Source organism: Prevotella sp. KH2C16 (genome assembly GCF_900113305.1).
Taxonomy (GTDB): domain Bacteria; phylum Bacteroidota; class Bacteroidia; order Bacteroidales; family Bacteroidaceae; genus Prevotella.
Window position 1 is genome coordinate 118,651 of the sequence record NZ_FOOW01000002.1, and the last position, 26,462, is coordinate 145,112.

The following is a 26,462-nucleotide window of genomic DNA, read 5'->3' on the forward strand; positions in this document are numbered from 1 at the left end:
AGAGATGATTGATTTGAATGATATAGACATCCACGAGCTGTTGCCACAACAGGAACCCTTTGTGATGGTGGACAAGCTGACGCACTTCGACGAAAAGAAAACCTGCACCCGGTTTACCGTCAGGCAAGATAATCTCTTCGTCGAGGCGGGTCGTCTGGATGCCTGCGCCCTCGCCGAGAACATCGCGCAGACCTGTGCGGCGCGGCTGGGGTATGTCAACAAGTATATTCTGAAGCGTGCCATTCAGGTCGGATTCATAGGTGCCATCCGAGGAATGAGGGTCTTTGATACGCCGAAAGTGGGCGATGTGCTCGACACCTCGATAGAAGTCGTCGAGCAGATAATGGATCTTACGCTGGTAAACGCCATCGTCAAGATGGGCGAAAAGACGCTGGCGACGGCCGAAATGAAGATAGCCCTGGCAGAGGAGGTGATGCAATGAGCGAGTTGAAGACGAGCAAGGAGTTCGAGATAAGGTTCAGCGAGGTAGACTCCATGGACTTCGTGTGGCACGGTTCCTATCCTCTTTACTTCGAGGATGCCCGTGAGGCCTTCGGCGCGAAGTACGGCTTGGGCTACATGACCATCTTCGATGCCGGATGCTATGCCCCTCTCGTAGAGCTGAACTTTCAGTATAAGAAACCCTTGCGCTACCGGATGCGCCCGCGGGTAGACATTACTTACGAACCTACGGAAGCTGCGAAGATCATCTTCAACTATGAGATACGGGACACGGAGGATGAATCCTTGATAGCAACAGGTCGCAGCGTGCAGGTCTTTCTCGACCACGACTACCAGTTGCTGTGGGAAAATCCGCCTTTCTACGAGGCTTGGAAGAAGGAATGGAAGGTTGCCGAATGATAGGAAAGATAGCCGATAACATCATTTCTCCATTGGGAATGACGACGGAGGAAAACTATATGGCCGTGAAGAGGGGTGATTCCCGTCTTGTCAGATACGAGGGGCTTTGGGATATTCCCGAGCCTTTCTGCGCCTCGTTGTTCACGGAAAGCCAGTGGGAGGACCTCTCATTAGAAGGCGAATACACCCGCTTCGAGCGGATGCTGATTCATTCCATTGCCCAGGCCCTTTCCCAGACGGATGTCGACGCCTCGTCTCAGAGGGTGCTCTTTATTGTCTCAACGACTAAGGGAAATATCGAGTTGCTCGACTCACGGACGCCGTCCTTCGTTCACAGGGATGCCGGAAAGGCTCTGGAACTGGCTGACGCGGCCTTGCATATCAGCCGGTATTTCCACAACGAGAACACGCCCGTGGTGGCCAGCAATGCCTGCATCTCCGGACTTAGTGCCCAGATAGCAGCCGTCAGGGCGATTGCGAGCGGCCGTTACGACACGGTTGTCGTGGCGGGGGCTGATGTCCAGTCGCGTTTCATCGTATCGGGATTCCAGTCGTTCAAGGCCGTCTCGCAGGAGCCGTGCCGTCCGTTCGACATCGACCGGTGCGGACTCAATCTCGGTGAGGCGGCCGCAACGCTCATATACAGCAGAATCCCGGAGTCCGCGGAAGGGGAATCCTGGCTGACGGAGGCTGGTGCCGTGCGCAACGACGGCTTCCATATTTCCAACCCCTCGAGGACCGCGGAGGGATGTTTCAGGGCTTTGAGCCATGTCATGGAGTACTGCCGGAAAGAGGATTTGGCTCTTGTGAATGTGCACGGGACCTCCACCTTGTATAACGACGAGATGGAGGCGGTGGCCTTGCGGCGGGCGCGGCTTTCCGAGGTTCCCGTCAACTCGCTGAAGGGATACTACGGCCACACGATGGGTGCGGCGGGAATCCTCGAGACCATCCTTGCGATGCGTGCTGTGGACGGCGGCGTCGTGCTGGGCACGAAAGGCTTTGAAGAACTGGGCGTGTCGTGCAAAGTGAACATCTCTAAGGACAATCGTCCCACGGACAGGCGGTCGTTCATCAAACTCATCTCCGGTTTCGGAGGCGGCAATGCCGCCATACTTTTCAGGAAAGGAGGGTCGCGATGAAACAGCTTCACCATATCCGCATCACTCCGCGGGAGATAATGCTCGACGGACAGGCGGTCAGGACTGCGGGCGAAGGCCTTGCGCTCCTGAAGAATGCCTACCAGACGCACATCGGGGAGTATCCCAAGTTCCATAAGATGGACGGTCTCTGCAAGCTGGGCTTCGTGGCTTCCGACCTGCTGCTACAGGCCGAAGGCACCAGAAACTTCGACGGCGACGGCCATGTGCAGGAAGCGGAAGCCCGGGAAGACAGGGCCGTCATCCTCTTCAACCGCAGCGGTTCGCTGGAAACCGACCGGCAATATCAGGCGACGATAGATGCCGTAAGCGGGTACTATCCCAGTCCGGCACTCTTCGTCTACACGCTGTCGAATATCGTAACGGGCGAAATCTGCATCCGCAACGGCTATCGAGGCGAGTCGAGCTTCTATGTGTTGCCCGGGAAAGACCTTGCCCTGATGGAGCAGATGGTCGATGAATCGTTCATGGATGAATCCATGCGAAGTGCCCTGTGGGGCTGGGTGGACTATACGGGCGAGCACGACTTCGAGGCAGAGATGTATCTGTCGGAAAAGTAAAAGACGGCTGGCAGTTTGACAAATTCGCCGATTTCGTTGGACAAATTCGCCGATTTTGTGGTTCAATCTCGCCGATTTTGTCAGACAGGAGGCCGTTAAAAGGAAATAAGAAGACGACTTTTCATAGAGTCGGTAACTATAGATAAAAACAAAGACAAGAATATGGAATTACAGGAAGAACTTAAAACGAAGATTCTCAAGGCGTTGAACCTTGAGGAACTCAAGCCCGAGGATGTAGACAACGACGCGCCTCTTTTCGGGGAGGATGGCATCGGGCTCGACTCCATCGACGCCCTCGAGCTCATCGTCTTGCTGGAGAAGGACTACGGCATACGAATTAAGGACCCCAAGGCCGGCAAGGAGATATTCAAGAGCATCCATGTGATGGCCGACTATGTGGCAGCAAATCGTAAGAAGTAAGTAGTGAAGAAGCGGATTCTCATAACGGGAGCGGGCGTTGTCTCAGCCATCGGGAACAACTGCCGGGAGTGTCTCGAAGCCCTTCAACAGGGGCGTTCGGGCATCTCGTCCGTGCAATACCTGAAGACGGTGCACAAGGAGTTCCCGGTCGGCGAGGTGAAGATGAGCAACGGAGAGATGTGCCGTATGCTCGGCATATCCGATGAAAAACCTTGTTCGCGGACGGCCCTACTGGGCATTCTTGCCTTACGGGAGGCCTTGGCGGATGCCCGGCTCAACGGGCAGGAGCTGGCCCTGGTTTCGGGAACCACCGTTGCCGGCATGGATATGACCGAAGAGGCCTATCCCGACAGATTGTCGAAAGCCATTCTTGAGGGACACGACTGCGGGAGCTGTACCAATCTCATAGCCGACTATTTTGGGTGTTTCGACTTCACCTCTACCATTTCCACGGCCTGCAGTTCGGCCTTGAACGCCGTCATCTACGGTGCACGGCTCATTGAGGCGGGGCTTCGCGACATTGTGGTTGTGGGCGGTACAGAGGCACTCTCGCGTTTCCATCTCAACGGCTTCAAGTCGCTTATGATTCTCGACGAGGCTCCCTGTCGTCCCTTCGACGCCACCCGGGCGGGATTGAACCTGGGCGAAGGGGCGGCCTATCTCGTCCTTGAGAGTGAGGCATCTGTCCGGGAGCGGGGCATTCACCCGATAGGAGAGCTCAAGGGGACGGGAAACGCCTGCGACGCTTTCCACCAGACAGCCTCCTCGCCGGAAGGTGAGGGAGCCTTCCTGGCAATGGGCGAGGCTCTGAGAGAGGCCGGTCTTGAGCCTTGGGAGGTCCAGTATGTGAATGCTCACGGCACGGGGACTCCCAACAACGATGCCAGCGAGAGTGCGGCATTGCGGCGTATCTTCTCCTGCTGGCTGCCTCCCGTTTCGTCGACAAAGGGCCTGACGGGACACACCACGAGTGCGTCGGGAAGCATCGAGGCCGTGTTCTGCCTGTTGGCCTTGCGCCATCAGTTCATTCCGCGGAATCAAGGATTTACGGCTGCGGACGCCGAATGTCTCTCTCCCTATACGGGCGGCTCTTTCGGACAGCCGCTCCGGAATGTGCTTTGCAATAGTTTTGGATTTGGAGGCAACGACTCCTCAATCATTATCGGAGCCTATGGAGAATAAAGTCTATGTGCTGTCTGTGGTCAGGGATGTTCCCGAAGCGGAGTATCGCAACTATGTCAGTCCGCTGAAGACGCGCCGATATGGCCGGCTGTTGAAGCGAGCCTTGGTTACGGCTCTTAAGTGCCTGAAAGACAGTGGAATTTCTCTTCCCGATGCAATCATTAATGGAACGGCACTCGGGAGCATCGAAGAGTCGGAGAAGATACTGGAAGGACTTGTGCAGGAAGGCGAGGATGTGAGCATGCCCACGCAGTTCATGCTCTGTACGCACAACTCCGTGGCCTCGCTCATCGGCATCCACCTCGAGTGCCATGGCTACAACTCGACCTACAGCCAGGGTCGAGTATCATTCGAATGTGCCCTTCAGGATGCCTTCATCCAACTCAAACTGGGTAGGATGAAGACCGCTCTCGTAATGGCAAACGACGCCTTGACTCCCTCGTTGCGGGAAAAGATGGAGGCGGTAGGGATGGCTGTCGACGAGACCCTTGACCGCAGCATCGCCGTCATGTTGTCGACAGAACTGTATTCCCAGCCGCTCTATGAGCTTGTGAATGTGCAGGTTTTCCACCGGAAAGGGGAGGGAGACACGGCAAAAATAGAAACCGTCAGATTATGCGACTGATAATAACATCCGTCATCCAGTCCATCCTCCTGTGTGGAGGACAGGTGCTCCTGAAGTTCGCACTCAATAAGATGGGCGCGTTCTCATGGACATGGAGCTTCTTCCAGAGCCAGTTGACCAACTGGTGGTGGCTGGGGTGTGGACTCTGTTATGCCGCCGCCACGGTGCTCTGGATGTACATCATCAAGAACTTTCCGTTCTCGATGGCTTATCCCATGATATCCCTAAGCTATGTCTTCGGAATGTTCGCGGCCATGCTTTTCTTTCAGGAAAGCATCCCTGTAACCCGCTGGATAGGCGTCTTGCTGATTATGGCGGGCTGTCTTTTTGTCGCTAAATAAACGAAAATGAACAAGATGAAAACTTTAAGATATTTGTTATTGGCATTTCTCCTGTTGGCAATCTGTCCGAATGCGAACGCCCAGCACCTGAAAAAGGCGACGGAGAAACAGAAGCGGCAGATGATTGCCGCCATCACTCAGACCTCCGCCAAGATTCGTACCATACGGTGCGACTTCACCCAGGTGAGCGTCTTGTCGTTTCTGGAAGACAAGGCCACGGCAAAGGGAAAAATGTCGTTTACGGCACCGGGGAGCCTTGTCTGGCAATACACGAGTCCCACGCGCTATACCTTCTCCATAGAAGACGGGAAGGTAACGACAAAGAGCGGTGGTAGGACGCACAGCATAGACATCAGCAACAACAAGATGTATCAGAACATCGTGGAGATGATGATGGGCAGCGTTTCTGGACAGAACCTCAGCAGCGGGCGGAACTTCGCGGTGGAAATGTATGTCTCAGAGGGAGAGTGGATAGCTTTTCTGACCCCCCTGAAGGCCGATTTCAAGAAGATGTTCAAGTCTGTAAGGCTTCATTTTAACAAGCGGAAGCGCACGGTGCAGCAGGTGGAGATGATGTCAAACAACGGCGATAGCATCAAGATCACCTTGTCGAACATCCAAACAACTTATCGCCGATGAGACTGCTTGACGAGATGTATAGAATCGAAAGGGAAGAAGGACGACTTGTAAGGATAGCCTTCTGTTCGGAGCATGTAATCTATAAGGCTCACTTCCCGGGCAAGCCCATTACGCCGGGAGTGTGCATCATTAAGATATTGGGGGAGCTTCTGGAGCGAAAAACGCAGCAGTCCTTGACTCTCCGGGAAGTGAAGAACCTGAAATTCGTCAATCCCATCTCGCCGATAGACGACCCGGAGGTGGACATTGCGTTTCAAGAGGTTTCCCAGGATGGGGTGGAAGTGAGGGCAAAAGGCACCATTTCTAACTCAGGGAAGATATACACCAAGTTTTCATTGATATTCGAGCAGGCATGAGCAAGTGGCAAGACATGATGGAGAAAGAACGCATCTGCGTGATAGTCCCTACATTCAACAATGCGGGAACCATCGTCGATGTCTTGCGGCGAATAGGAAAAATAACGCATAATATCATCGTTGTGAACGACGGATGTACCGACGATACTCATCAGCGGATATTGCAGTCGGGAGTAGAGGTCGGCTTGGTGGAATATGCCAAGAACAGGGGAAAGGGCTATGCGCTCCGGCAGGGATTCCGGAAAGCGATAGAACGGGGCTATGAATATGCCATTACCATAGACTCCGACGGGCAGCACTTTCCCGAAGACATACCCCTCTTTCTGGAGGCTCACAGGCAGCATGGCAGCACATTGCTCGTAGGAGCCCGGACGCTTAATCCTGACAATATGCGGCGGGGCAGCGGTTTCGCCAACAAGTTTTCTAATTTCTGGTTCAATCTCCAAACAGGTTTGCATCTTGAAGACACCCAGAGCGGCTACCGCCTGTATCCCATTATCCGGATGAATCCCCGCTGGATCATCACCTCGAGATATGAGTCGGAACTTGAGTTCCTGGTTTATTCGGCATGGAAAGGCATCGAGGTGCGGAACATCCCGATACGGGTCTACTATCCACCGAAGGCAGAACGGGTGAGCCATTTCCGTCCGTTCTGGGACTTCATGCGTATCACCCTGCTCAACATAGTCCTAACGACGGGAGCCATATGCTATTATCTGCCCCTTAAACTTATAAGGAGAATTCACAAATGACGAAGTTTTTCTTGTCGATATATGATTTCCTGAATACGCATAAGGTTGCTTCCGGGGTTTTCCTTATACTACTTTTCACCGTCTTCATAGTGCTTGCCTCCGGGGTGCACTATGAGGAGGATATCGCGAAATTCCTGCCTCAAAACGAACAAAACGAAAAGTATCAGGCAATTTATGAGCACACCTCGTCGCAGAACCGGATAGCCGTCCTGTTTATGCCGAGGGCAAAGGGGACTGCCGCAAATGAAGATTCGCTCGAGATGGCGATGGAATTTGTAGGACAGGAGCTTTCCGGGAAGAGGGAAGTGCGTAATTTGCAGGTAAAGATAGACGATGAGAATATTGCGAATCTGGTGGAGTTCGTCTATCAGAACATTCCCTATTTCCTGAAGAAGGAAGACTATCGGCGTATCGATTCACTATTGCGGCAGCCTGATTATGTCAAAACTCGAATGCGGCAGAACCGCGATTTGCTGCTGATGCCGATGGGAAGTGTCATGACACAGACACTTAAATATGATCCCCTGCACCTCTATACGCCTGTAATGCGGCGGCTTCAGGGATTTAACCTGAGCGATGGCTTTCAACTCGTGGATGGCTATATTTTTACGAAGGACGGGCAACATGCGATGCTTACCTTCGATTCTCCTTACGGTTCCAGCGAGACTCGGCAGAATGAAAAACTGGCAACGATGCTGGACAGCGTCATCGTGAAGGCAGAGAAGGCATATCCCACGCTCCGCATTTCGGCCGTAGGAGCCCCGTTGATAGCCGTTACCAATGCGCATCAAATCAAGAGCGACGCCCTCATTGCCGTATCAATAGCGGCCGTATTGATACTCCTGCTTCTGGTCGTACACTATCGGCGCTTGTCGGATATCCTGTGGATTAGCGTCTCGCTGGCATTCGGATGGCTGTTTGCCCTTGCCGGGATGTCGCTCTTCCACGAGTCGGTGTCGATGATTGTGTTAGGCATCGGTTCCGTCATCATTGGCATTGCGGTGAACTATCCCTTGCATTTCCTGGACCATATCCGGGAGGTTCACGACCGACGGGAGGCTCTCCAGGAAATGGTTCCGCCGTTGCTCATCGGAAACATCACCACCGTGGCCGCCTTCCTTTGCCTGATATGGCTGGACGCACAGGCCATGCGCGACCTCGGATGGTTCGGGGCTCTGATGCTCATGGGCACCATCCTTTTCGTCTTGATTTTCCTCCCGCTCTATGCCAAGAACGGGAAGCCATTGCGGAAAGCCGTTAAAAGGGAGGCCGGAGACGGCCTTTTGCAGGGTCGGAAGCCGTTGTTTACCATCCTTTTAGCCGTTATCACTCTCGTGTTGGGATATTTCTCACTCCACACTTCGTTTGACTCTGATCTGCAGCATATCAATTACATGACCGAGGGTCAGAGGGAAGACATGAAACTGTTGATGTCGTCGGTAAAGCAATCGCCCGTCTATGTGGTTACGGAAGGCCGCAACCTGGAGGAGGCATTGCGGAAGAACCGGGCTACGATGGGCCGACTGAGCGTCTCAAACCCGAATGATACGGTCGTGGGCATCGGTGGTTTCATGCCCTATCGGGAGCAAACTGAGACGCTGGCCGAATGGGGAAGGTTTACTGACAGTAAGTCTGACTCGTTGCTTACGGCGTTTAAGACGGCATGCAGGACGCATGGCTTTGCAGTAGGAGCCTTCAGACCCTTTACGAATCAGTTGCAAACCATGTTCTCGCCTAAGCCCGTCTCCTATTTTGAACCTGTTTTCGGACTGCTGGGTTCAAGCTTTATCATAAAGGACAAGACGGGCGTAAAGATTGTGGACTATGTCTACGGGTCTGGCGAAGACAGCATAAAGAAATCCGTCGACTTGGCCTTTAGCAGCAAAGATATCGGAAATCAGCTGGTGAAGGTGCTCAACGACTCCTTTAACTATGTAGGATTCGTTTGTGGATTCGTGGTCTTCTTCTTCCTTTGGATTTCCTTCAGGAAGATAGAACTGTCGCTGATGTCGTTTCTTCCGTTGGCCGTTTCTTGGATTTGGATTCTCGGATTGATGCAGCTTCTGGGCATTCAGTTCAACATCGTGAATATCATCCTCGCCACTTTCATCTTCGGTCAGGGCGACGACTATACCATATTTATCACCGAAGGACTGGTTTATGAGCATACAACGGGAAAGAAGCGGTTGGCCTCCTATAAGCGTTCTGTCGTTTTTTCAGCCGTCCTAATGTTCATAGGAATCGGCTGCCTGATATTTGCCCGGCATCCCGCGCTGCGCTCGTTGGGTGCGGTTACGGTCATAGGAATGGCTACCGTCGTGTTTATGGCCTACTATTTGCCTCCCTTGGTGTTCCGATGGATGACGCGTGCAGGCAGAAAAAACGACTGCACGAGACACGAGACTTTCATAACCCGCCCCTTGCCCTACACCTTGAAACGGCTGGCATACTCTACATGGACGCTCTTGATGTTTCTTGTTTTCATGTTCTTGTTCGCCTTGCCGTATACATGGCTCCATTTTCATATCGGAAAGAATACGGAGAAAAAGCATGAGCGTTATCACAAAGTCATCCAGAAGACGATGAAATTCATGATGAGGGTCATTCCCGGAGTAAAGTTCAAGGTCGACAACTCGGTGGGTGAGACCTTTGAAAAGCCTGCTATCGTAATCTGTAATCACCAGAGCCACTTCGACATCTTGAGTCTGTTGCAGTTCACTCCGAAGATGATTATTATGACAAACAATTGGACTTGGAACAATCCTTTCTATGGCTCCGTACTCCATCACGGCGACTTTTTGCCCGTGGATGCTGGTCTGGAGGCCAATATGCCACGGCTAAAGGAGCTCTACGGAAAGGGGTATAGTATTGTGATTTATCCCGAGGCAACCCGTAGCGAGGACTGTAGCATTGGCCGTTTCCATAAGGGAGCCTTCTATCTGGCCCATGAACTGAAGGCGGATATACTGCCCATGTATATCCACGGGCATGGGTATGCGCTTCCTAAGAAAGACTTCATGCTGCGCGAGGGTGAAGCTTATATAGAAGTGGGAAGGCGTGTTCGTTTAGGCAATTATGATGAGACGGATCCTGAAAGCAATGAGGCGATTCTGAAGTTCACCCATAAGATGCGGCATCATTATCAGGAGCATTATGCCGAACTGCGGAAGAGAATAGAAACCCCGGAATACTTGGGACGGTTCTATAGGCTTCGAGACTACTATAAAATGAAAGGTCTATGAAGAAAGTAGTTATCATCGGAAGCGGCTTGGGAGGCCTCTCCTGTGGCGTGATTCTTGCGAAGAACGGGTACGATGTTACGGTTTTGGAACAAGGCACACAAGTGGGCGGCTGTCTGCAATGCTTCACCCGTAAGGGCGCAAAGTTCGAGACGGGGATGCACTTCATAGGTTCTGCCTCTGAGGGACAGACCTTACACCGGCTGCTTCACTATTTGGGGGTGGAGGTGAAACTGTCGCAGCTTGACCCTGCAGGTTATGAAGTCATTTCATTGAATGGCAAGCGATACCCCTTTGCCTCAGGGAGAGATGGATTCATAGATAGCTTGGTCAGTCAGTTTCCTTCCCAAAGGGGGAATTTAGAGCGTCTCTGGGAAATTATAGAAGGGGTTGCGAGCGCGTCTTCCCTCCATTCTCTGAAACATACAGAGACGGATGCAGCCGTGAACACGCAATATCAATTGCGTAGCATCAATGATGTCGTGGAGGAAGTTATCACGGATTCAGTCCTGCAAAAAGTAGTGGTCGGCAATCTTCCGCTCTATGCCGCGGAAAGGGATAAGACGCCCTTTTCGACCTATGCGTTCGTTATGGATTTCTATAACCAGAGTGCCTATCGCGTGGTTGGCGGCAGCGACAACATTGCAAAATCATTGGTAAAGACACTTTCTAAATATGGAGCACGGGTATTCACGCACAAGAAGGTCGTTAAAATAGATTGTGATGCCACCCACGCTACGGGGGTAACTTGTGCAGACGGGAGCCATTATGATGCCGATATTGTGATTTCCGACACCCATCCGGCACGGACCGTTGAAATGATAGACTCCCCTTTATTGCGTCCGGTGTATCGAAAGCGTATAGGGAAGATTCCCAATACCATCGGAGGTTTCTCCGTTTATCTTCGTTTCAAGAAAGATACGGTACCCTATATGAATTATAACTTCTATGGCTATAACCAAAAGACACCATGGGGTTGCGAGAACTATACTCCGCAAGACTGGCCTAAAGGTTATCTCTACATGCATTTCTGTGATGAGGAAAATCAGCGGTATGCGCGGAGTGGAGTCATCCTTTCCTATATGCGCATGGCCGATGTAGAGCGATGGAAGGGAACGGAAGTCGGAAAGAGGGGAGCGGACTATGAAGACTTCAAGCGGCATCATGCGTTACGACTGATGCAGAATGTAGAGAAGGAATTCCCTGACCTGATGGGCTCTGTAGATGAATATTACACAAGCACGCCGCTCACCTATTATAATTATACGGGTACGGAAGGTGGTTCTATGTATGGAATAGCTAAGGACATAACCCTTGGACCTGCGGCACGGGTGCATCATCGCACGAGAATACCTAATCTCTTGTTGACTGGACAGAATATAAACTCTCACGGGATATTGGGTGTTCTTGTAGGTACGATGGTTACCTGTGGAGAACTTTTGACGAGTGAAGAACTATTTAATCAGGTTGTGAATGGATAAGGTCGTAATCATAGGCGGTGGTTTGGGAGGCCTCTTTACGGGCGCCCTGCTTTCAAAAGAAGGCTGTAAAGTTACCGTTTTGGAGAAGAATCAGCAAATAGGGGGAGGATTGCAGACCTTCTATCGGAAGGGGATAGGCTTCGAAACGGGCATGCATCTCTTAGGGGGAATCCGTAAAGGTGGCTCCATCTATAAATTGTGCAATTATCTCGGTATAATGGATAAGATAACTCTTCGGGATGTGGATCATGATTGTATGGACCAGATTACCTATCTTTCGGACAGCAAGACTTATCGCGTTCCGGAAGGAAAGGAAAACTTTATTGCATATTTTCAGCAGGAGTTTCCTGAAGAAGCAGAAGGTATTCGTGCCTATGTTGAGGCTTTATATGGAATTGTTGATGAAATAGATTTCTTCTATCTGCGGTCAGAAGACACCCATGTTTATAGCCATCGGGAGGAATTCATGTGGCCTGCTGACAAGTTCGTGGCTCATTACATCCGCAATCAAAAGCTTCGTGACATCCTCTCCTATATGAATCCTATGTTCGGAGGGTATGAGGATCATACACCGACATATATCCACGCATTGATAAATGTACTTTATATTAATGGTCCCAGTCGCTTTGTCGGCAATAGTCAGCAGATGGCCGAGGCCTTAAAGAACTTGATAGAGGCCAATGGTGGAAAGGTGATAGGGGGAGATCCTGTTGTGCGAATCAATATAGAAGACCGAATGTTGAAAGCCGTTTACACGCAGCGGGGAGAGGTCTATGTGGCCGATAAATATGTAGCGGCCATCCATCCTGCTGCCTTATTGGAGCTGACCGACTCGAAGGCATTCCCGAAAGCATACAGGAATAGGATAAACGAGGCTCCAAACAGCTATAGTTCATTTTGCGTCTATGTAATTTTCAAGCCCGAAGCCTTCCCTTATATAAACCATACTTGCTATTATCAGGACAACTATGGCATGGTTTGGCATTATGACAAGTATGATTCCAATACCTTTCCTCGGGGCTTCATGTATATGACTCCATGTGAGAACGGTCAGGGAACCTATGCCAGCAAGATGATAATTAACTCCATCATGCCGTTTTCCGTGTGCGAGAAATGGGCCGATACGACGACGGGTCATCGTCCTAAAGAATATGAAACATGGAAGCGTGAGCATATAGAGAAAGTCCTTGACAAGATGGAATTGTTGCATCCGGGCTTCCGGAATAAATGTGAGATGGTCTTTGCGTCTTCCCCTTTGACAATTCGTGATTTTTATAATGAGCCCGAAGGGGCTCTCTATGGGCTTCATAAAGATTGCAACAACATCGCGGAAAGCCAGGTGTCCGTATACACAAAAGTGCACAATCTCTATATGACAGGCCAGAATGTAAACCTGCATGGCTTCTGTGGAGTTCCCCTGACGGCAATTAATACAGCAGAGGCTATCGTGGGCCTTCATACAATTGTGGATAAGATTAATGGCTATAATCATGAAGATTAGATACTTCGTTCTGTTATTTCTTTCTCTTCTGGCAGAACGGACTGTGGCTCAGAAGGTATTGGAATTTTTGCCAGACAAGCCTACAAAGACGGCTGTCATCATTTGTCCTGGAGGTAGTTATTGCTGGCTAAGCAAGAAGGTTGAGGGGACAGAAGTGGCAGAATGGTTAAGGGGAAATGGCATTGCGGCCTATGTACTCTATTATCCTACTGCAGGTTGGGTGGCTTATGCATGGCATACACGGTGGATTCTTCACGGAAACCAGTATCCGGACCAGATACGGGCTTTGGAGAAGACATTAGCAGATGTTCGTTCTAAAGGCTACCGGAGCGTGGGGGCAATGGGCTTTTCTGCGGGTGGTCATCTGGTTTTGAATGCTGCAGAATACACCTCCAAGGATATTGCACCAGATTTCGTAGCGGCTATCTATCCCGTGGTAACCCTGTCTCATCCGGCTGTCCATTGTCGTTCCCGTAGAGGTTTGCTGGGAGAAAGGAGATGGAAGGATAGGACAATATGCGATTCCTTATCCATGGAGCAGCATGCAGACAGGATAACATGTCCGGTGTTCTTAATAAATTGCGAAGACGACCCTGTTGTCAAGGAGCACAATTCGGAGCTGATGGATAGTGCGCTCACCGTAAATAGCAAACCTCATTTCTATCATCAGTTTAAGACAGGGGGGCATGGATTCGGTGTAAATGCGGGAAAGACATCGGCAGAAGCTATCACTTGGAAGGGATTTTTCTTACAATGGTTGAGGAAAATAATTCATTAAAAAACGAAATTAGCTTGTATTTCTCCTCGGGAATTCCTATTTTTGTGCATGGATATGATGGATTTTGACGATATAAGACCTTATTGGGACGAGGAGATTCCTGCGGCAATGCAGCGAATCGTAGCGAGCGATGCCTTCCCTTTGTTGGCTTCATGGATATTCCCCAATCGTGATTTAGACGATGTAAAGCAGATGGTCTTGTCGTTTAAGACTATCCGTGAGTTTCAGATGAAAGTGATGATTCCGGTTAACGAGCAGGTCATAAAGCGTTCAATAACTCGGCTTACTTATAGTGGGTTTGAGCAGTTGGATCCTCAAAAGCAGTATCTGTTTGTGAGCAATCATCGCGATATCATGTTGGATGCCTCCATTTTGCAGTATCTGTTGGTGGAAAACGGGAGAGACACAACCGAGATAACATTTGGTGCCAACCTGATGACTCCAGGCTTGATCACGGATATTGGTAGGTCGAACAAGATGTTCCGTGTAGAGCGGGGTGGGAAGATGAAGGATTTCTATATGTCTTCAAGGCATCTTAGCGACTATATCCGCTATACCCTTCTTGATAAGAAGCAGAGTGTATGGATAGCTCAAAGGAATGGCCGGACCAAAGATGGCAATGACAAGACGGATCAAGGTATTATCAAGATGTTCTGCATGAGTAGGCCGGAAGACAAAATCAGGGCACTCAGTGAGCTGCATATAGTTCCGGTGAGCGTGAGCTACGAGCGTGAGAGCTGTGATATATTGAAGGCTATTGAGCTGTATGAAAGCCGATATGCAAAATACATCAAGAAGCCGGGAGAAGACCTGAACAGCATCCTGACAGGTATCGTCCAGTATAAAGGCCATGTGAATTTCACCTTGTGCAAGGAGGTTACGGAAGAAGACTTGATGCAATTTGACAGTTGTACGAACAATGAGTATCATAAGCAGGTGGCACAATTACTCGATGAACGCATTAACTCCGCCTACAGGCTTTACCCCACTAACTACATCGCGCATGATCTCCGATATGGGCAGACCACATATAAGAACTTTTATACGGAGGAGGAAAAGCGGACTTTCATAAAGTATATGCAGCGGCTGAATGACTATGACATCAGTGAGCCGGATGTGCTCAAGGATGTCTTCCTGGGCATCTATGCAAACCCTGTGGCAAATATGAATAAATAATGCCGTTGTTCATGGAGTTGCATACGCTGGGTTCTTGTGGTGCCGGCAAGCTTTTTGGGTTATGATATGGATGTCTTGTTAAGAGGCGGCAGATTTTAAAATTCGCAGGTAATCCTTTGTGGTTTCGGAAAATTTACTTATCTTTACAGACAAAAAGTAACGGATTAAATATACGAATATGATACAATACCTGTCGGAAAACCTATGGTTGTTATGGACTATTATTACCATGATATGCCTGATTCTGGAACTTAGTTCCGGTGATTTTTTCGTTACCTGTTTTGCAATTGGTGCCCTTTTTGCAGTAGTGTCGACCTTGTTGGGGATACCGTTCTGGGCTCAGGTCTTGGTCTTCGCCGTGTTCTCGGTGCTGTCTATCTTCTTTGTAAGACCCTCGCTGGTCAGACATCTGCATGGTAAGGCCAAGGAACGCCCGAGCAATGCCGATGCCCTGATAGGCAAGGTTGGGGTTGTCATAGAGAAAATAGAACTTGGCTCGAGCGGCTATATCCGTATAGACGGTGATGAGTGGAAGGCTGTTGCCCGTGGTGCGGATAGCATAGACAAGGGCGAGAAGGTGAGGGTTGTGTCCCGCGACAGCATTATTATGACCGTAGAAAAACTTTAATCCATATAGAATCATGATTACAACTTATGCTTTAGTGGCCATTGTAGTCTTGGCAATCATCTTTGTCAAGATGGCCGTAGTTATTATTCCACAGTCAGAGACCAAGATTATCGAGCGGCTGGGAAAGTATTATGCGACCCTGAAACCGGGCATCAATATCATCATCCCGATTGTGGATAAGGCAAAGTCTATCGTTACCCTGAACCGTGGCCGCTATATTTACAGCAACTCCATAGACCTTCGAGAGCAGGTTTATGACTTTGATCGCCAGAATGTAATTACCAAGGATAATATCCAAATGCAGATTAATGCGCTGCTTTATTTCCAGATTGTAGACCCTTTCAAGGCCGTGTATGAGATCAATAACTTGCCGAATGCCATTGAGAAGCTAACCCAGACCACCCTTCGTAACATCATCGGCGAAATGGAGCTGGACCAGACACTGACCTCCAGAGATACCATTAACACGAAACTTCGCGGCGTTCTTGACGATGCCACCAACAAGTGGGGAATCAAGGTCAATCGTGTCGAGCTCCAGGATATTATCCCGCCCGAGAGTGTCCTTACCGCCATGGAGAAGCAGATGCAGGCAGAGCGAAACAAGCGTGCAACCATCTTGACCAGTGAAGGTGAGAAACAGGCACAGATTCTCCAGTCAGAGGGAGATAAGGCCGCCACAATCAATCGTGCGGAAGCCAACAAACAGCAGGCTATTCTGAAGGCTGAAGGTGAGGCCACGGCCCGTATCCGTAAGGCCGAGGCTGAGGCTGTTGCCATTCAGAAGATTACGGAAGCTGTCGGCGAGAGTACCAACCCAGCTAACTATTTGTTGGCACAGAAATATATCCAGATGCTGGATCAGGTAGCCCAGGGCGATAAGACGAAGACCGTATTCCTGCCTTATGAGGCCAGCAACCTGATGGGTTCAATTGGCGGTATTAAGGAACTCTTCAAGGGAGAGTAGATTATAGGGGAATGAATATATGCATTGTAGCGGGAGCACGCCCTAATTTTATTAAGGTGGCTCCCATTGTCCGGGCTATTGACAAGGCTAAGGAGCAGGGAAGAGATATAGACTTCAAGCTGGTATATGCCGGTACATCCGATGATTCCACCCTTGAGTCTTCTTTGTTTGAAGATCTCCAGATTCGCAGGCCGGATGTCTTCTTGGAAGTTGGCTGCGAGAATCTGAATGAGCTCACGGGGCAGGTGATGTCGGCGTTTGAGCTCTATCTTCAGCAGAATCCTACTGATGTGGTGATCGTTGTGGATGATTTGGCATCCACGATGGCTGCGGCTATCGTTACCAAGAAGCAGGGAATCCTGCTTGCCCATTTGGTTGCGGGGACGAGAAGTTTCGATATCAGGATGCCGAAGGAAATTAACCGGCTGGTGATAGACGGACTTTCCGATCTGCTCTTCACGGCAGGGATGGGCAGCCAGAGCATCGCCACCCGTGAAGGGGCGGAGCTTTCCAAGATCTATCTTGTGGGTAATATCCTCATGGATACCCTTCGTTTCAACTATAATCGCTTGAAGAAACCCCTTGCTTTCGATGCCCTGCGTCTGAAGGAAAGGGGCTATTTGGTCTTTACTTTAAACCGAAAGGCGTTGATTAAAGATACAGACAACTTGCAGAGAATGCTGAGCAGTCTGATAGCCAATGCTCACGGCATGCCTATTGTCGCTCCGTTACGGGGCCGTGCGGAGGCTGCGATACGGGCACTTCATATTGAAGTGCCGAACTTCCATCTGATTGCGCCCCTTGGTTATCTGGAGTTTGGCTATCTGACCGCCCATGCAAAGGGCATCATTACGGATTCCGGAAATGTGGCGGAAGAGGCAACCTTTAATTCCGTTCCCTGTATTACGCTGAACAGTTACACGGAGCATATAGAGACGGTGAAGGTCGGTTCGAATGTTCTTGTGGGCGAGGATGCCGACAAATTGGGAGCTGCCGTTGCCGACATGGTGGCTGATAATTGGAAGAAATGCGCCATTCCCGACCGTTGGGATGGGCGTTCCGCCGAGCGCATCGTTCAGATACTGTTGGAATTTAATCATTCTGCGGGACATTTATAGATACTTACGGCATGCGCATTACACTTCTGTTCCTTCTTTTCGTGGAATTACCAGTATCTGCGAAAGACAAGGATACGGTATCCTGGTGGGGTGGGAGCGTGAGCATTCAGCCCACCGTCGTGGTGGGATTAGACCATTATGTGCGCATGTGGCTTAAGCAGAAGCACTCTTTCTCGTTAGAAGGGCAGCTCCTGCATGTCGCACTTCCGGTGGACAGCGACGCCTATGCGGCTGATTACGGCTATCCGACATTAGGCCTGGGAATGAAGTATAGCATCAATCGAGTTACTATGCATCGTGAGAAAAACCAGGAATGGGGCATGCTGGAGCCAGTAGACAATGAGTCTCGTCTGGGCAATATCCTCAGTATCTACGGCTCTTTTGCACGGCCGTTTTTCCGGACTCGTCGCTGGGAGGCCGACTATACACTCTCCCTCGGGCTGGCCTATGCACACCGTAAGTATGCCCTTGGCGATAATGCCGACGATGAATTCATCGGGTCGAGGTGGCTTATCTATTTCGGGGCAGGCCTCCATGCCACCTATCGAATGGCGCGGGATTGGGGACTGAAGGCGGGCGTGGAGTTCTTTCATCATAGCAACGGGGCGCTCAACCGGCCGAATAAGGGAGCCAATTATCTCGGCCCGTCGTTAGCCTTGGTGTATTATCCCTACTACGAGAGGTTGCTTGATAATAGAATAAAGTATAACCCGTACTTCCAGCGGTATTGGTATATGAACCTCACGCTGGGCATGGGAGCGAAGACCTTGGATGAGGACTGGCAGCGCACCCAGTTTCAGACTTCGCCGCAGGAGCCGGATTATCGCCGTTCCAGGTTCCATGTCTATACGGCCTATTCCGTGCGTGCCGACCTGATGTACAGGTATGCCCGCAGATGGGCAAGCGGCGTTGGGGCAGACTTGTTCTATGGAACCTATTCCAGTCATATCGCAGAAATGGATGCCGCCGCAGGCGTCAGCCACAGTCCCTGGTCGTTCGGCCTGTCGGCCAAGCATGCCGTTTTCTATCATAATCTCTCTTTGGATATGTCGTTGGGCTATTATCTGTACCGTGAGATGGGAACGAGCGCAAAGGCTCTGGAGAAGCCTTATTACGAGCATATCGGACTTCATTACACTCTCCCGGCACTTCGCAATCTGACGGTGGGCGTCAATATAAAGGCCCATCTGACGAAAGCCGACTTCACGGAGTTAGTGATAAGTTATCCTGTGAAATTTTAAAATCAGTAGAAAACGATGGAAACTACCCTGTATATAAAGAATATGGTGTGCGACCGATGCAAGATGGCGGTCGGCAAGATACTGCGCGACGCGGGTCTTACGCCGGTTGATATAGAGCTTGGAATGGTTCGCATCGAGGGAAAAATCGATGCACTCATGCACGATCGGCTGGCCTCCGACCTTGCTGCCATAGGTTTTGAGTTGCTCGATGACAGGCATCAGCAGATAATAGAACAAATCAGGAGTGCCGTTATCCGACTTGTGCATTATCGCGACAATCAGTCTTCGGTAAATCTGAGCGACTATCTTTCGCGTGAACTCCATAGCGACTATAGTGCCTTGAGCCGGCTTTTCAGCGAGTTTGCAGGCAAGACCATTGAACGTTATTATATCGAGCAGCGCATTGAAAGGGTGAAGGAACTCATCTTCTACGACGAGCTTTCACTCACTCAGATTGCCTACCGGATGAACTATTCGAGCGTGGCCTACCTGTCAAGTCAGTTCAAGAGCGTTACGGGAATGACTCCCTCTCAGTTCAAGGCATTGAAGAACAAGCCCCGGAAACCGCTGGACAAGGTTTAGAAAGGCTGCCGCCCGCCAAAAAGTTATAATCTTTATCCCGAATTCCGTAACGCGTCTCTCCCGGTTTTCCATTATCTTTGCATCAGGATTTTAAAACAGAAAGATGATGGAAAAGAAGATTTTTACAGTAAACGGAATGAAGTGCGAGCATTGCAAGGCCAATGTAGAAAGCGCGATAAAGTCATTGAGTGGTGTGGCTTCGGCAGCGGCAAGCCTCGATGACAAGAGTGTAACCGTGGAATATGACGCCTCGGCCGTGGGCCCGGAAGCCATCAAGGGTGCCGTGGATGCGAGTGGTCGTTACGAATTGGAGCTATAGCAGATGAAGAAGACGATTCCCGTTATCGGTATGGCCTGTGCTTCCTGTTCCGCTAATGTGGAACGGAAGCTCAATTCGCTGGAGGGCGTCAGGGAGGCTTCGGTTTCTCTTCCGGGCCGCTCGGCGTTGGTGGACTATGACCCGGCGGCGATTTCCCTCGAGACTATGAAGAAGGAAATCAACGGCATAGGATATGACCTCGTGATTGAGTCCGACCGTTCTGCGGTAGAGATAGAGCGCCGCGAGTATCAGCAGCTGAAGCGAAAGACGGTTTTCTCATGGGTGATTGCCCTCCTCGTGATGTGCATTTCGATGGGATGGATATGGTTGGGCAGCAGGGATATTGCCAACCAGACCTCTCTCATTCTATCACTTGCGAACCTCGTCTATTGCGGACGGGGCTTCTATCTCTCTGCCTGGCGACAGATTCGCCACGGTTCGGCCAACATGGACACCTTGGTTGCACTGTCTACGGCGATAGCCTTTCTCTTCAGCGCTTTCAACACATTCCTCGGCGATGCGGTATGGGGTGCGCGTGGAATAGAGTGGCACACCTACTTCGATGCCAGCGTCATGATCATCACCTTTGTGCTGACGGGTCGTCTGATAGAGGAGAAAGCCAAGAACGGGACGGCCTCTTCCATCCGCCAGCTGATGGGATTGGCGCCGAAAACAGCGCATATCGTGGACGGCGACAAGGTGGAGGAGGTGCCGATTTCAACGATAGAAGTCGGCGATGTGCTTGAAGTAAGTCCGGGCGAGAAGGTTCCCGTAGACGGCGAGGTGATATGGGCAACGAGCTTTATGACCGAGGATGCCGCCTATGTAGACGAGAGCATGATAACCGGCGAGCCTACTCCTGCCGAGAAGCGCAGGGGCTCGAAGGTCATGGCGGGCACCATCCCTTCGCAGGGTAGGTTTCGTTTCCGTGCCCGTCAGATAGGCGAGAATACCGCCCTGGCACACATCATCCAGATGGTGCAGCAGGCTCAGGGCTCCAAGGCTCCCGTCCAGCGTGCCGTTGACAGGGTAGCCCTGGTGTTCGTGCCGGTAGTGGCAGTCATTGCTTTGGTTACTTTCTTTTTGTGGTGGGGCATCGGCGGCAACGCCGAACTGCCGCACGCCATTCTCTCGGCGGTCGCCGTGTTGGTCATTGCGTGTCCTTGTGCCATGGGGCTGGCCACGCCGACGGCCTTGATGGTGGGTATCGGGAAGGCTGCCGAGAAGCAGGTGCTCATCAAGGACGCGACGGCTTTGGAAAGTCTGCGTACCGTGGATGCCATGGTTATTGACAAGACCGGCACCCTTACGATACCGAACCAGAACATCGACTTCACCAAGGCTGACGACCTGCCTCTTGAGGAGCGCGAGACGCTGAAGCCGCATGCCCGGGAAGCCATGACGGCCTTGCAGGAGGCCGGCATCGAGGTTTACATGATGAGCGGAGACAGGGAAGCGGCGGCAAAATATTGGGCGGACAAGGCCGGCATCAGCCATTATCAGAGCGAGGTGCTGCCGCAGGACAAGGAGAACCTTGTGCGCAAGCTCCAGGCCGAGGGCAGGAAGGTGGCCATGGTGGGCGATGGAATCAACGACACGCAGGCTCTCGCGCTGGCTGATGCCAGCATTGCCATGGGGCGGGGGACGGATGTTGCCATGGATGTAGCGCAGGTTACCTTGATGGGCGACGACCTCCGCAATATTCCGGAGGCCGTGCGCCTTTCGAAGAAAACCGTCAGGATGATCTGGGAGAACCTTTTCTGGGCGTTCATCTACAACCTCGTGTGCATCCCGCTGGCGGCCGGCGTGCTTCGTCTTTTCGGCCTCGACTTTCAGATTACGCCCATGTGGGCGTCGGCGTTGATGGCCTTCTCGAGTGTAAGCGTGGTTCTGAACAGTCTCCGCCTGAAGTTCCTCTGAATCCCGGAGGCCGTCTCCAGTTTGATAATTTCGGCGATTTTGTCCCATAAAATCGCCGAAATTGTCCGACAAAATCGCCGATTTTGTCAAGAAGAAGGTGGCTATCGATAAAAGGAAAGGCCGTTTCTGAAAAAATCAGAGGCGCCCTTTCCTTGTCAGTCTTTGGGTACGGGATAGTTGTATTGGTCGAAATACTGAAGTTCCCGGCTCGGCATCTTCACACCCTCGACGCTGATTTGAAACGAGACATTGGGGTTCAGATTATACTTAACCGCCCCTCCTATGCGGTCTCCGTAGCCATACATGTCGTAGTCCATGGGGTCATAGTAATATCCCATCCGCGGATAGTAGAAAGTGTGGTTCATGTTGCTTGCCACCTGTTTCTGTACCCACGCATAAGCTTCCCAATGCTCGTTGAACTTATATCCGAGGGCTGCATAGACGGCTCCCTGCCTGTAGGAGTCGCCGCTCCACAGTATATTGCTGACCGTGGCGCCCGCTGCCAGCCATAGTTTGTCGGTCAGCGGGGTGAGGTAGGTGGCGTTGAGACGCTGCCCGAAGCCGGCACCGTGGCGGCGGTTCTTGCCGAACTGGGTCATTACCGACAGGCTCAGGTCCACATTCAGGCCCTTGTGCCATCCCCAGCCATAGGCATAAGGCCGAGTCGGCCTCGACAGTCCGGTGGTGTTTTCCTGTGCCTTTGCCGTTAAGCAAAGTAAAGAAAATATTACAATCAGTAATTTTTGTTTCATGCAAGCAAAGTTACTTAAAATAATGGAATTTATTTTGTGCGTTAATGTTTTTATATTATTTTTGTCGTGAATTAAAACTATTATGGTATGAAAAGAATAGCTTTTGCAATATTTGCAGCCATGTGTATGGTGGCAATCCCTGCCTCCGGGCAGACCGGTAAGACGGCCAAGAAAAAGACATTGAAAGAAAATGTGAGCGGCATCTGGAACCAAATGAAGAGTGATGCCACGGATGCCTCGCAGAAGGTGAAGGGCGCCCTTGGCTTTGAAGACCGCCATGTGGACGAAATCAAGATAGACGGCACCTACTATATGCCCATCTATAGTGTCAATCTTTATAAGGAAGATGAGGGGCAGGAGTTGAAGCAGGCATGCGAGAAAGCTTTCAAGGCACGCTATCCTCAGGCCGTTATAGTGGCCAACGCAATTCCTCAGGAAGGCTGGCTGACGGATGCCGTGAAGCAGAACAAGGTGGTCGTGGGCTATTCGGAGACGCTCTACTGCTATATCCTGGCCAAGGACGGAACCGATGGATACATCAATGCGAAGTTTGTGTTCCAGCGATATAAGAAGGTGGGAGACAGCTATGCTCCCGTGTCTGGCAAATGGGGCTCGTGGGAACGCACGGATGCCATTCCCAACGCAGTATATAAACAACTTATTGACAAACAGCAGGAATAGAAAAACAAGAGGATATATGAATTTTTTTAAGGCGTTGTTTGGAGGAAAGGAGGAAACCTCCGAGGAGAAAAAACAGGAGGAACAGGCGCGTAACTTTGATGTGCTGAAGTATGACGGAGTGAAGGCCTTGCGCATGAACCAGTGGCAACAGGCCATCAAATGCTTCTCGCATGCCCTCGAGATAAGGGAAGACCTTGAGTGCCGCGACTACCTCTCACAGGCTTTCATCCAGAACAACGAACTCCTTCCGGCATTCGAACAACTCCAGAAACTGGCTGAGGCACAGCCTGATAATGAGGGAATCTATCTTCGCATGGCGCATGTGGCCTACATGATGGAAGACTATAGCGCCATGGCTGATGCCTGTGAGAAGGCGCTTCTGATAAACAAGGACGATCCGCAGGTACTCTATCTCTATGCCCGTGCCTGCAGGGGGCAGGGCGATCGGACGAATGCCCTGGCCATGCTGACAAAGGCTATCACGCTGCAGGAAAACTACGGAGACGCTCATCTGCTGCGGGGAGAAATCCTCTTGGAGGTGAATGATGTGGAGGGAGCTGCCCAGGACGCGGACTATTTGATGGAACATGCCTCGGAGAATGAGGATGTATTGTTGCTCAAGGCACGGGTTCTTGAGGCAAAGAAGAGCCACGACGAGGCTGTCAATATATATAATAAGGTGATAGAACTCAATCCGTTCTGTATTGCGGCATTTAAGGAAAGGGGCGCGATAAGGCTCAGCCTGGGCGATAAGAACGGGGCGGAGGAAGATTTGAAGGCCGTTCTTGAGCTCAATCCCGACAAAGAGGAAGCTGTTCAAAAGGAAGATATCCAGCAAAAGACAGAAGATGCCTATAGGAATATCAATCCCTTTGGGCTCTAAGAAGGGCAATCGAAAGATTTTTATGAAGAAATCTTTCAAAATGCTTGTAGAAGTGAAATAAATGTGCTATTTTTGCAATCAATAACTGAAGAAGATAGAAATCATGATGAAGTCATACGCATCTTTTTACTACTTTTATTTTTACTTTGCAAGTAATTGTGAAGCGGGAAGTTGCGTGTAGATTTCAACTTATGACAGAATAAAGAAACAAAAAAGGTCCCGCTTCATGTAATTTGGAGCGGGATTTTTCATACTAAAGACGAAATGAAGCGAATTGCCATCCAAGGATTCAGGGGCTCCTTCCACGATATAGCGGCCCATCAGTACTTCCCGGAAGAACAAGTCCAGCTGATTTGCTGTGCTACTTTCGAGCAAGTCTTTGAGAATATCAAGCGCGATCCCACGGTGATAGGCCTGGTAGCCATAGAGAATACCATTGCGGGAAGCCTGCTGCACAACTACGATTTGCTGCGGGCTTCGGATACGACGATTGTCGGCGAGTATAAGCTTCATATACAACATTGCATCTGCTGTCTGCCCGGCGACGACTGGGCTACCCTCAGCGAGGTTCATTCCCATCCCGTCGCCTTGATGCAATGCCATTCTTTCCTGGCTGGGCATCCCGGTCTGAAGGCTGTGGAAAGCGAGGATACGGCAGGTAGTGCGGAGTATATCAGCAAGCATCAGTGCAGAGGCTGGGCAGCCATCTGCCATCCAGATGCCGCCAGACTGTATGGCCTGAAGGTGCTGGAAGACCACATCGAGGACAACAAACATAATTTCACGCGCTTCCTCGTAGTGTCAAATCCCCGGAAAGCAGACTTCCTCAGGCCGTTGAATAAATCGAATAAGGCAAGCCTGGTGTTCTCTCTTCCTCATTCTGAAGGCAGTCTTTCCAAGGTGTTGACAATCCTTTCCTTCTACGACATCAATCTTACGAAGATACAATCCCTGCCCATTATCGGGCACGAATGGGAGTATCTGTTCTATGTGGATGTAACCTTTGAGGATCTGACCCGCTACCGCCAGTCGATTGATGCGATAACCCCATTGACCAAAGAACTTAAAATTATCGGAGAATATGAGCAATATTAGACCGGCTGATCGCGTATCGTGCATTGAGGAATACTATTTTTCTCGCAAGTTGAAAGAGGTTGCCCGGCTGAATGCAGCGGGTCAAGACATTGTCAGTCTGGCCATCGGCAGTCCGGATATGCCGCCTTCAAGACAGACGATAGAAAAGCTCTGTGAGGTGGCTCGCGACCCTGACGCGCACGGATACCAGCCGACAATCGGGATACCGGAACTGCGCGAGGCAATGGCTGGTTTCTACAGAAAGTGGTATCAGGTGGATTTAGACCCGAAGACGGAGGTTCAGCCTCTCATTGGAAGCAAGGAAGGCATACTGCATGTAACGCTGGCCTTTGTGAATCCGGGTGAGAAGGTGCTGGTTCCTGACCCGGGTTATCCCACCTATACATCGCTCAGCAAGATTCTGGGGGCGGAGATTGTGAACTATAGCCTGTGTGAGGATAATGGCTGGCAGCCGGACTTTGACGAACTCGAAACGATGGACCTGACGGAGGTAAGGCTCATGTGGATCAATTATCCGAACATGCCGACGGGTGGAAATGCCCGCATGGAAACCTATGAGAGGCTGGTGGAGTTTGCCAGGAAACACCATATTGTCGTGGTGAACGATAATCCTTATTCCTTGATTCTCAACGAGCACCCCGTCTCATTGCTGCAGGTGCCGGGAGCAAAGGACTGTTGCATCGAGTTCAATTCCATGTCCAAGAGCTTCAATATGCCGGGCTGGCGCGTCGGGCTGTGCGTCTCTAACGCGACCTTTATCAGCTGGATTCTGAAGATAAAGAGCAATATCGACTCCGGAACCTTCAGGGGAATACAGCTTGCGGCCGCAGAAGCCTATAATACCAACAGCCCGGAGTGGCATCATGAGTATAATGTAGAGGTTTATAAGCACCGCCGCCGTATCGCGGAAGAGATAATGAAGACTCTCGGATGCAGTTTCGATCCCTCTCAGGTGGGAATGTTCCTGTGGGGAAAGATACCTGACGGTTACGGAAATGCGGAAGAATTGACGGAGCGTGTGCTGCACGAGGCACGGGTTTTCATAACCCCGGGCTTCATTTTTGGAAACAACGGAAATCGCTACATACGGATTTCACTCTGTGCCAAGGATGAGAAAATGCAGGAAGCCCTTCGCAGAATCAGGGCTTTGGAATGGTAGGGACAGGGAGAAACGGAATGTTCAGATAAGGAAAAAAATAAAAGATAAG

Annotated in this window: 28 protein-coding genes; 27 read left to right on the top strand and 1 reads right to left on the bottom strand. The window is 50.7% G+C overall.

The features are described 5' to 3' along the window. Positions 1-7 precede the first annotated feature (7 nt). The 23 genes from BM114_RS02140 (at position 8) to BM114_RS02250 (ending at position 21,843) form a co-directional block, all read left to right on the top strand. Positions 8-442: a hotdog family protein gene (locus BM114_RS02140; protein ID WP_092110172.1), complete on the top strand. Its 435-nt coding sequence runs from the start codon at positions 8-10 to the stop codon at positions 440-442. Then, a complete protein-coding gene (locus BM114_RS02145; RefSeq protein WP_092109924.1) occupies positions 439-861 on the top strand; it encodes an acyl-CoA thioesterase in 423 nt (140 codons plus the stop codon). Before BM114_RS02140 ends, BM114_RS02145 begins: the two co-directional genes overlap by 4 nt. Beyond that, positions 858-2,003 carry a beta-ketoacyl synthase N-terminal-like domain-containing protein gene (locus BM114_RS02150; RefSeq protein WP_092109926.1) on the top strand — a complete coding sequence of 382 codons (1,146 nt, stop codon included), beginning with the start codon at positions 858-860 and terminating at the stop codon, positions 2,001-2,003. Before BM114_RS02145 ends, BM114_RS02150 begins: the two co-directional genes overlap by 4 nt. After that, a complete protein-coding gene (locus tag BM114_RS02155) occupies positions 2,000-2,581 on the top strand; it encodes a hypothetical protein (RefSeq protein ID WP_092109928.1) in 582 nt (193 codons plus the stop codon). Before BM114_RS02150 ends, BM114_RS02155 begins: the two co-directional genes overlap by 4 nt. Positions 2,582-2,719: 138 nt before the next feature. Further along, complete coding sequence (locus BM114_RS02160) at positions 2,720-3,001, top strand: phosphopantetheine-binding protein (RefSeq protein ID WP_255406408.1); 282 nt, start codon at positions 2,720-2,722, stop codon at positions 2,999-3,001. Between the two features lie 3 nt (positions 3,002-3,004). After that, positions 3,005-4,183, top strand: a complete 1,179-nt coding sequence (locus BM114_RS02165) for a beta-ketoacyl-[acyl-carrier-protein] synthase family protein (RefSeq protein ID WP_092109932.1) — start codon at positions 3,005-3,007, stop codon at positions 4,181-4,183. Beyond that, entirely contained in the window at positions 4,173-4,808 is a 636-nt protein-coding gene (locus tag BM114_RS14250; RefSeq protein WP_092109934.1) for a beta-ketoacyl synthase chain length factor, read from the top strand. The genes BM114_RS02165 and BM114_RS14250 overlap by 11 nt, the downstream gene beginning before the upstream one ends. After that, positions 4,799-5,149 carry an EamA family transporter gene (locus BM114_RS02175; protein ID WP_092109936.1) on the top strand — a complete coding sequence of 117 codons (351 nt, stop codon included), beginning with the start codon at positions 4,799-4,801 and terminating at the stop codon, positions 5,147-5,149. Before BM114_RS14250 ends, BM114_RS02175 begins: the two co-directional genes overlap by 10 nt. A gap of 15 nt (positions 5,150-5,164) precedes the next feature. Continuing rightward, positions 5,165-5,788, top strand: coding sequence for a flexirubin biosynthesis/transport protein LolA2 (locus tag BM114_RS02180; RefSeq protein ID WP_177207022.1), 624 nt, complete (start codon positions 5,165-5,167; stop codon positions 5,786-5,788). Continuing rightward, entirely contained in the window at positions 5,785-6,144 is a 360-nt protein-coding gene (locus BM114_RS02185; protein WP_092109940.1) for an ApeI family dehydratase, read from the top strand. The genes BM114_RS02180 and BM114_RS02185 overlap by 4 nt, the downstream gene beginning before the upstream one ends. After that, positions 6,141-6,896, top strand: coding sequence for a glycosyltransferase family 2 protein (locus tag BM114_RS02190; protein WP_255406401.1), 756 nt, complete (start codon positions 6,141-6,143; stop codon positions 6,894-6,896). The genes BM114_RS02185 and BM114_RS02190 overlap by 4 nt, the downstream gene beginning before the upstream one ends. Next, on the top strand, positions 6,893-10,138 hold the full coding sequence (locus tag BM114_RS02195) for a 1-acyl-sn-glycerol-3-phosphate acyltransferase (RefSeq protein ID WP_092109942.1): 3,246 nt from the start codon (positions 6,893-6,895) through the stop codon (positions 10,136-10,138). Before BM114_RS02190 ends, BM114_RS02195 begins: the two co-directional genes overlap by 4 nt. Then, a complete protein-coding gene (locus BM114_RS02200) occupies positions 10,135-11,616 on the top strand; it encodes a phytoene desaturase family protein (RefSeq protein WP_092109944.1) in 1,482 nt (493 codons plus the stop codon). Before BM114_RS02195 ends, BM114_RS02200 begins: the two co-directional genes overlap by 4 nt. Beyond that, positions 11,609-13,117: a phytoene desaturase family protein gene (locus tag BM114_RS02205; protein WP_092109947.1), complete on the top strand. Its 1,509-nt coding sequence runs from the start codon at positions 11,609-11,611 to the stop codon at positions 13,115-13,117. Before BM114_RS02200 ends, BM114_RS02205 begins: the two co-directional genes overlap by 8 nt. Next, on the top strand, positions 13,107-13,895 hold the full coding sequence (locus tag BM114_RS02210) for an alpha/beta hydrolase (protein ID WP_255406402.1): 789 nt from the start codon (positions 13,107-13,109) through the stop codon (positions 13,893-13,895). The genes BM114_RS02205 and BM114_RS02210 overlap by 11 nt, the downstream gene beginning before the upstream one ends. 48 nt (positions 13,896-13,943) lie before the next feature. After that, complete coding sequence (locus tag BM114_RS02215; protein ID WP_092109952.1) at positions 13,944-15,071, top strand: 1-acyl-sn-glycerol-3-phosphate acyltransferase; 1,128 nt, start codon at positions 13,944-13,946, stop codon at positions 15,069-15,071. Positions 15,072-15,249: 178 nt separating this feature from the next. Next, on the top strand, positions 15,250-15,699 hold the full coding sequence (locus BM114_RS02220; protein ID WP_092109954.1) for an NfeD family protein: 450 nt from the start codon (positions 15,250-15,252) through the stop codon (positions 15,697-15,699). A 13-nt stretch (positions 15,700-15,712) separates the two neighbouring features. After that, complete coding sequence (locus tag BM114_RS02225) at positions 15,713-16,663, top strand: SPFH domain-containing protein (RefSeq protein WP_092109956.1); 951 nt, start codon at positions 15,713-15,715, stop codon at positions 16,661-16,663. Positions 16,664-16,674: 11 nt separating this feature from the next. Next, positions 16,675-17,781: a UDP-N-acetyl glucosamine 2-epimerase gene (locus tag BM114_RS02230; protein ID WP_092109958.1), complete on the top strand. Its 1,107-nt coding sequence runs from the start codon at positions 16,675-16,677 to the stop codon at positions 17,779-17,781. Between the two features lie 11 nt (positions 17,782-17,792). Continuing rightward, on the top strand, positions 17,793-19,022 hold the full coding sequence (locus BM114_RS02235) for an acyloxyacyl hydrolase (RefSeq protein WP_092109960.1): 1,230 nt from the start codon (positions 17,793-17,795) through the stop codon (positions 19,020-19,022). 15 nt (positions 19,023-19,037) lie between these two features. Next, the gene (locus BM114_RS02240) at positions 19,038-19,604 is read left to right on the top strand and encodes a helix-turn-helix transcriptional regulator (protein ID WP_092109962.1); all 567 of its coding nucleotides are present in this window, start codon (positions 19,038-19,040) and stop codon (positions 19,602-19,604) included. Positions 19,605-19,710: 106 nt separating this feature from the next. Further along, positions 19,711-19,923: a heavy-metal-associated domain-containing protein gene (locus tag BM114_RS02245; protein WP_092110176.1), complete on the top strand. Its 213-nt coding sequence runs from the start codon at positions 19,711-19,713 to the stop codon at positions 19,921-19,923. A gap of 3 nt (positions 19,924-19,926) precedes the next feature. Beyond that, the gene (locus BM114_RS02250) at positions 19,927-21,843 is read left to right on the top strand and encodes a heavy metal translocating P-type ATPase (protein ID WP_092109964.1); all 1,917 of its coding nucleotides are present in this window, start codon (positions 19,927-19,929) and stop codon (positions 21,841-21,843) included. A gap of 155 nt (positions 21,844-21,998) precedes the next feature. Here BM114_RS02250 and BM114_RS02255 read toward each other — a convergent pair whose 3' ends face one another. Next, on the bottom strand, positions 21,999-22,595 hold the full coding sequence (locus BM114_RS02255) for a hypothetical protein (RefSeq protein ID WP_092109966.1): 597 nt from the start codon (positions 22,593-22,595) through the stop codon (positions 21,999-22,001). Positions 22,596-22,682: 87 nt separating this feature from the next. Between BM114_RS02255 and BM114_RS02260 the strand changes: the two genes are divergently transcribed. From BM114_RS02260 to BM114_RS02275, 4 genes are all read left to right on the top strand, one after another. Beyond that, positions 22,683-23,276 carry a teichoic acid biosynthesis protein B gene (locus BM114_RS02260; protein WP_092109968.1) on the top strand — a complete coding sequence of 198 codons (594 nt, stop codon included), beginning with the start codon at positions 22,683-22,685 and terminating at the stop codon, positions 23,274-23,276. A 16-nt stretch (positions 23,277-23,292) separates the two neighbouring features. Further along, the gene (locus BM114_RS02265; protein ID WP_092109970.1) at positions 23,293-24,159 is read left to right on the top strand and encodes a tetratricopeptide repeat protein; all 867 of its coding nucleotides are present in this window, start codon (positions 23,293-23,295) and stop codon (positions 24,157-24,159) included. Positions 24,160-24,423: 264 nt separating this feature from the next. Then, positions 24,424-25,254 carry a prephenate dehydratase gene (locus BM114_RS02270; protein WP_092109973.1) on the top strand — a complete coding sequence of 277 codons (831 nt, stop codon included), beginning with the start codon at positions 24,424-24,426 and terminating at the stop codon, positions 25,252-25,254. Continuing rightward, entirely contained in the window at positions 25,241-26,413 is a 1,173-nt protein-coding gene (locus tag BM114_RS02275) for a pyridoxal phosphate-dependent aminotransferase (RefSeq protein ID WP_092109974.1), read from the top strand. The genes BM114_RS02270 and BM114_RS02275 overlap by 14 nt, the downstream gene beginning before the upstream one ends. Positions 26,414-26,462: the final 49 nt, after the last annotated feature.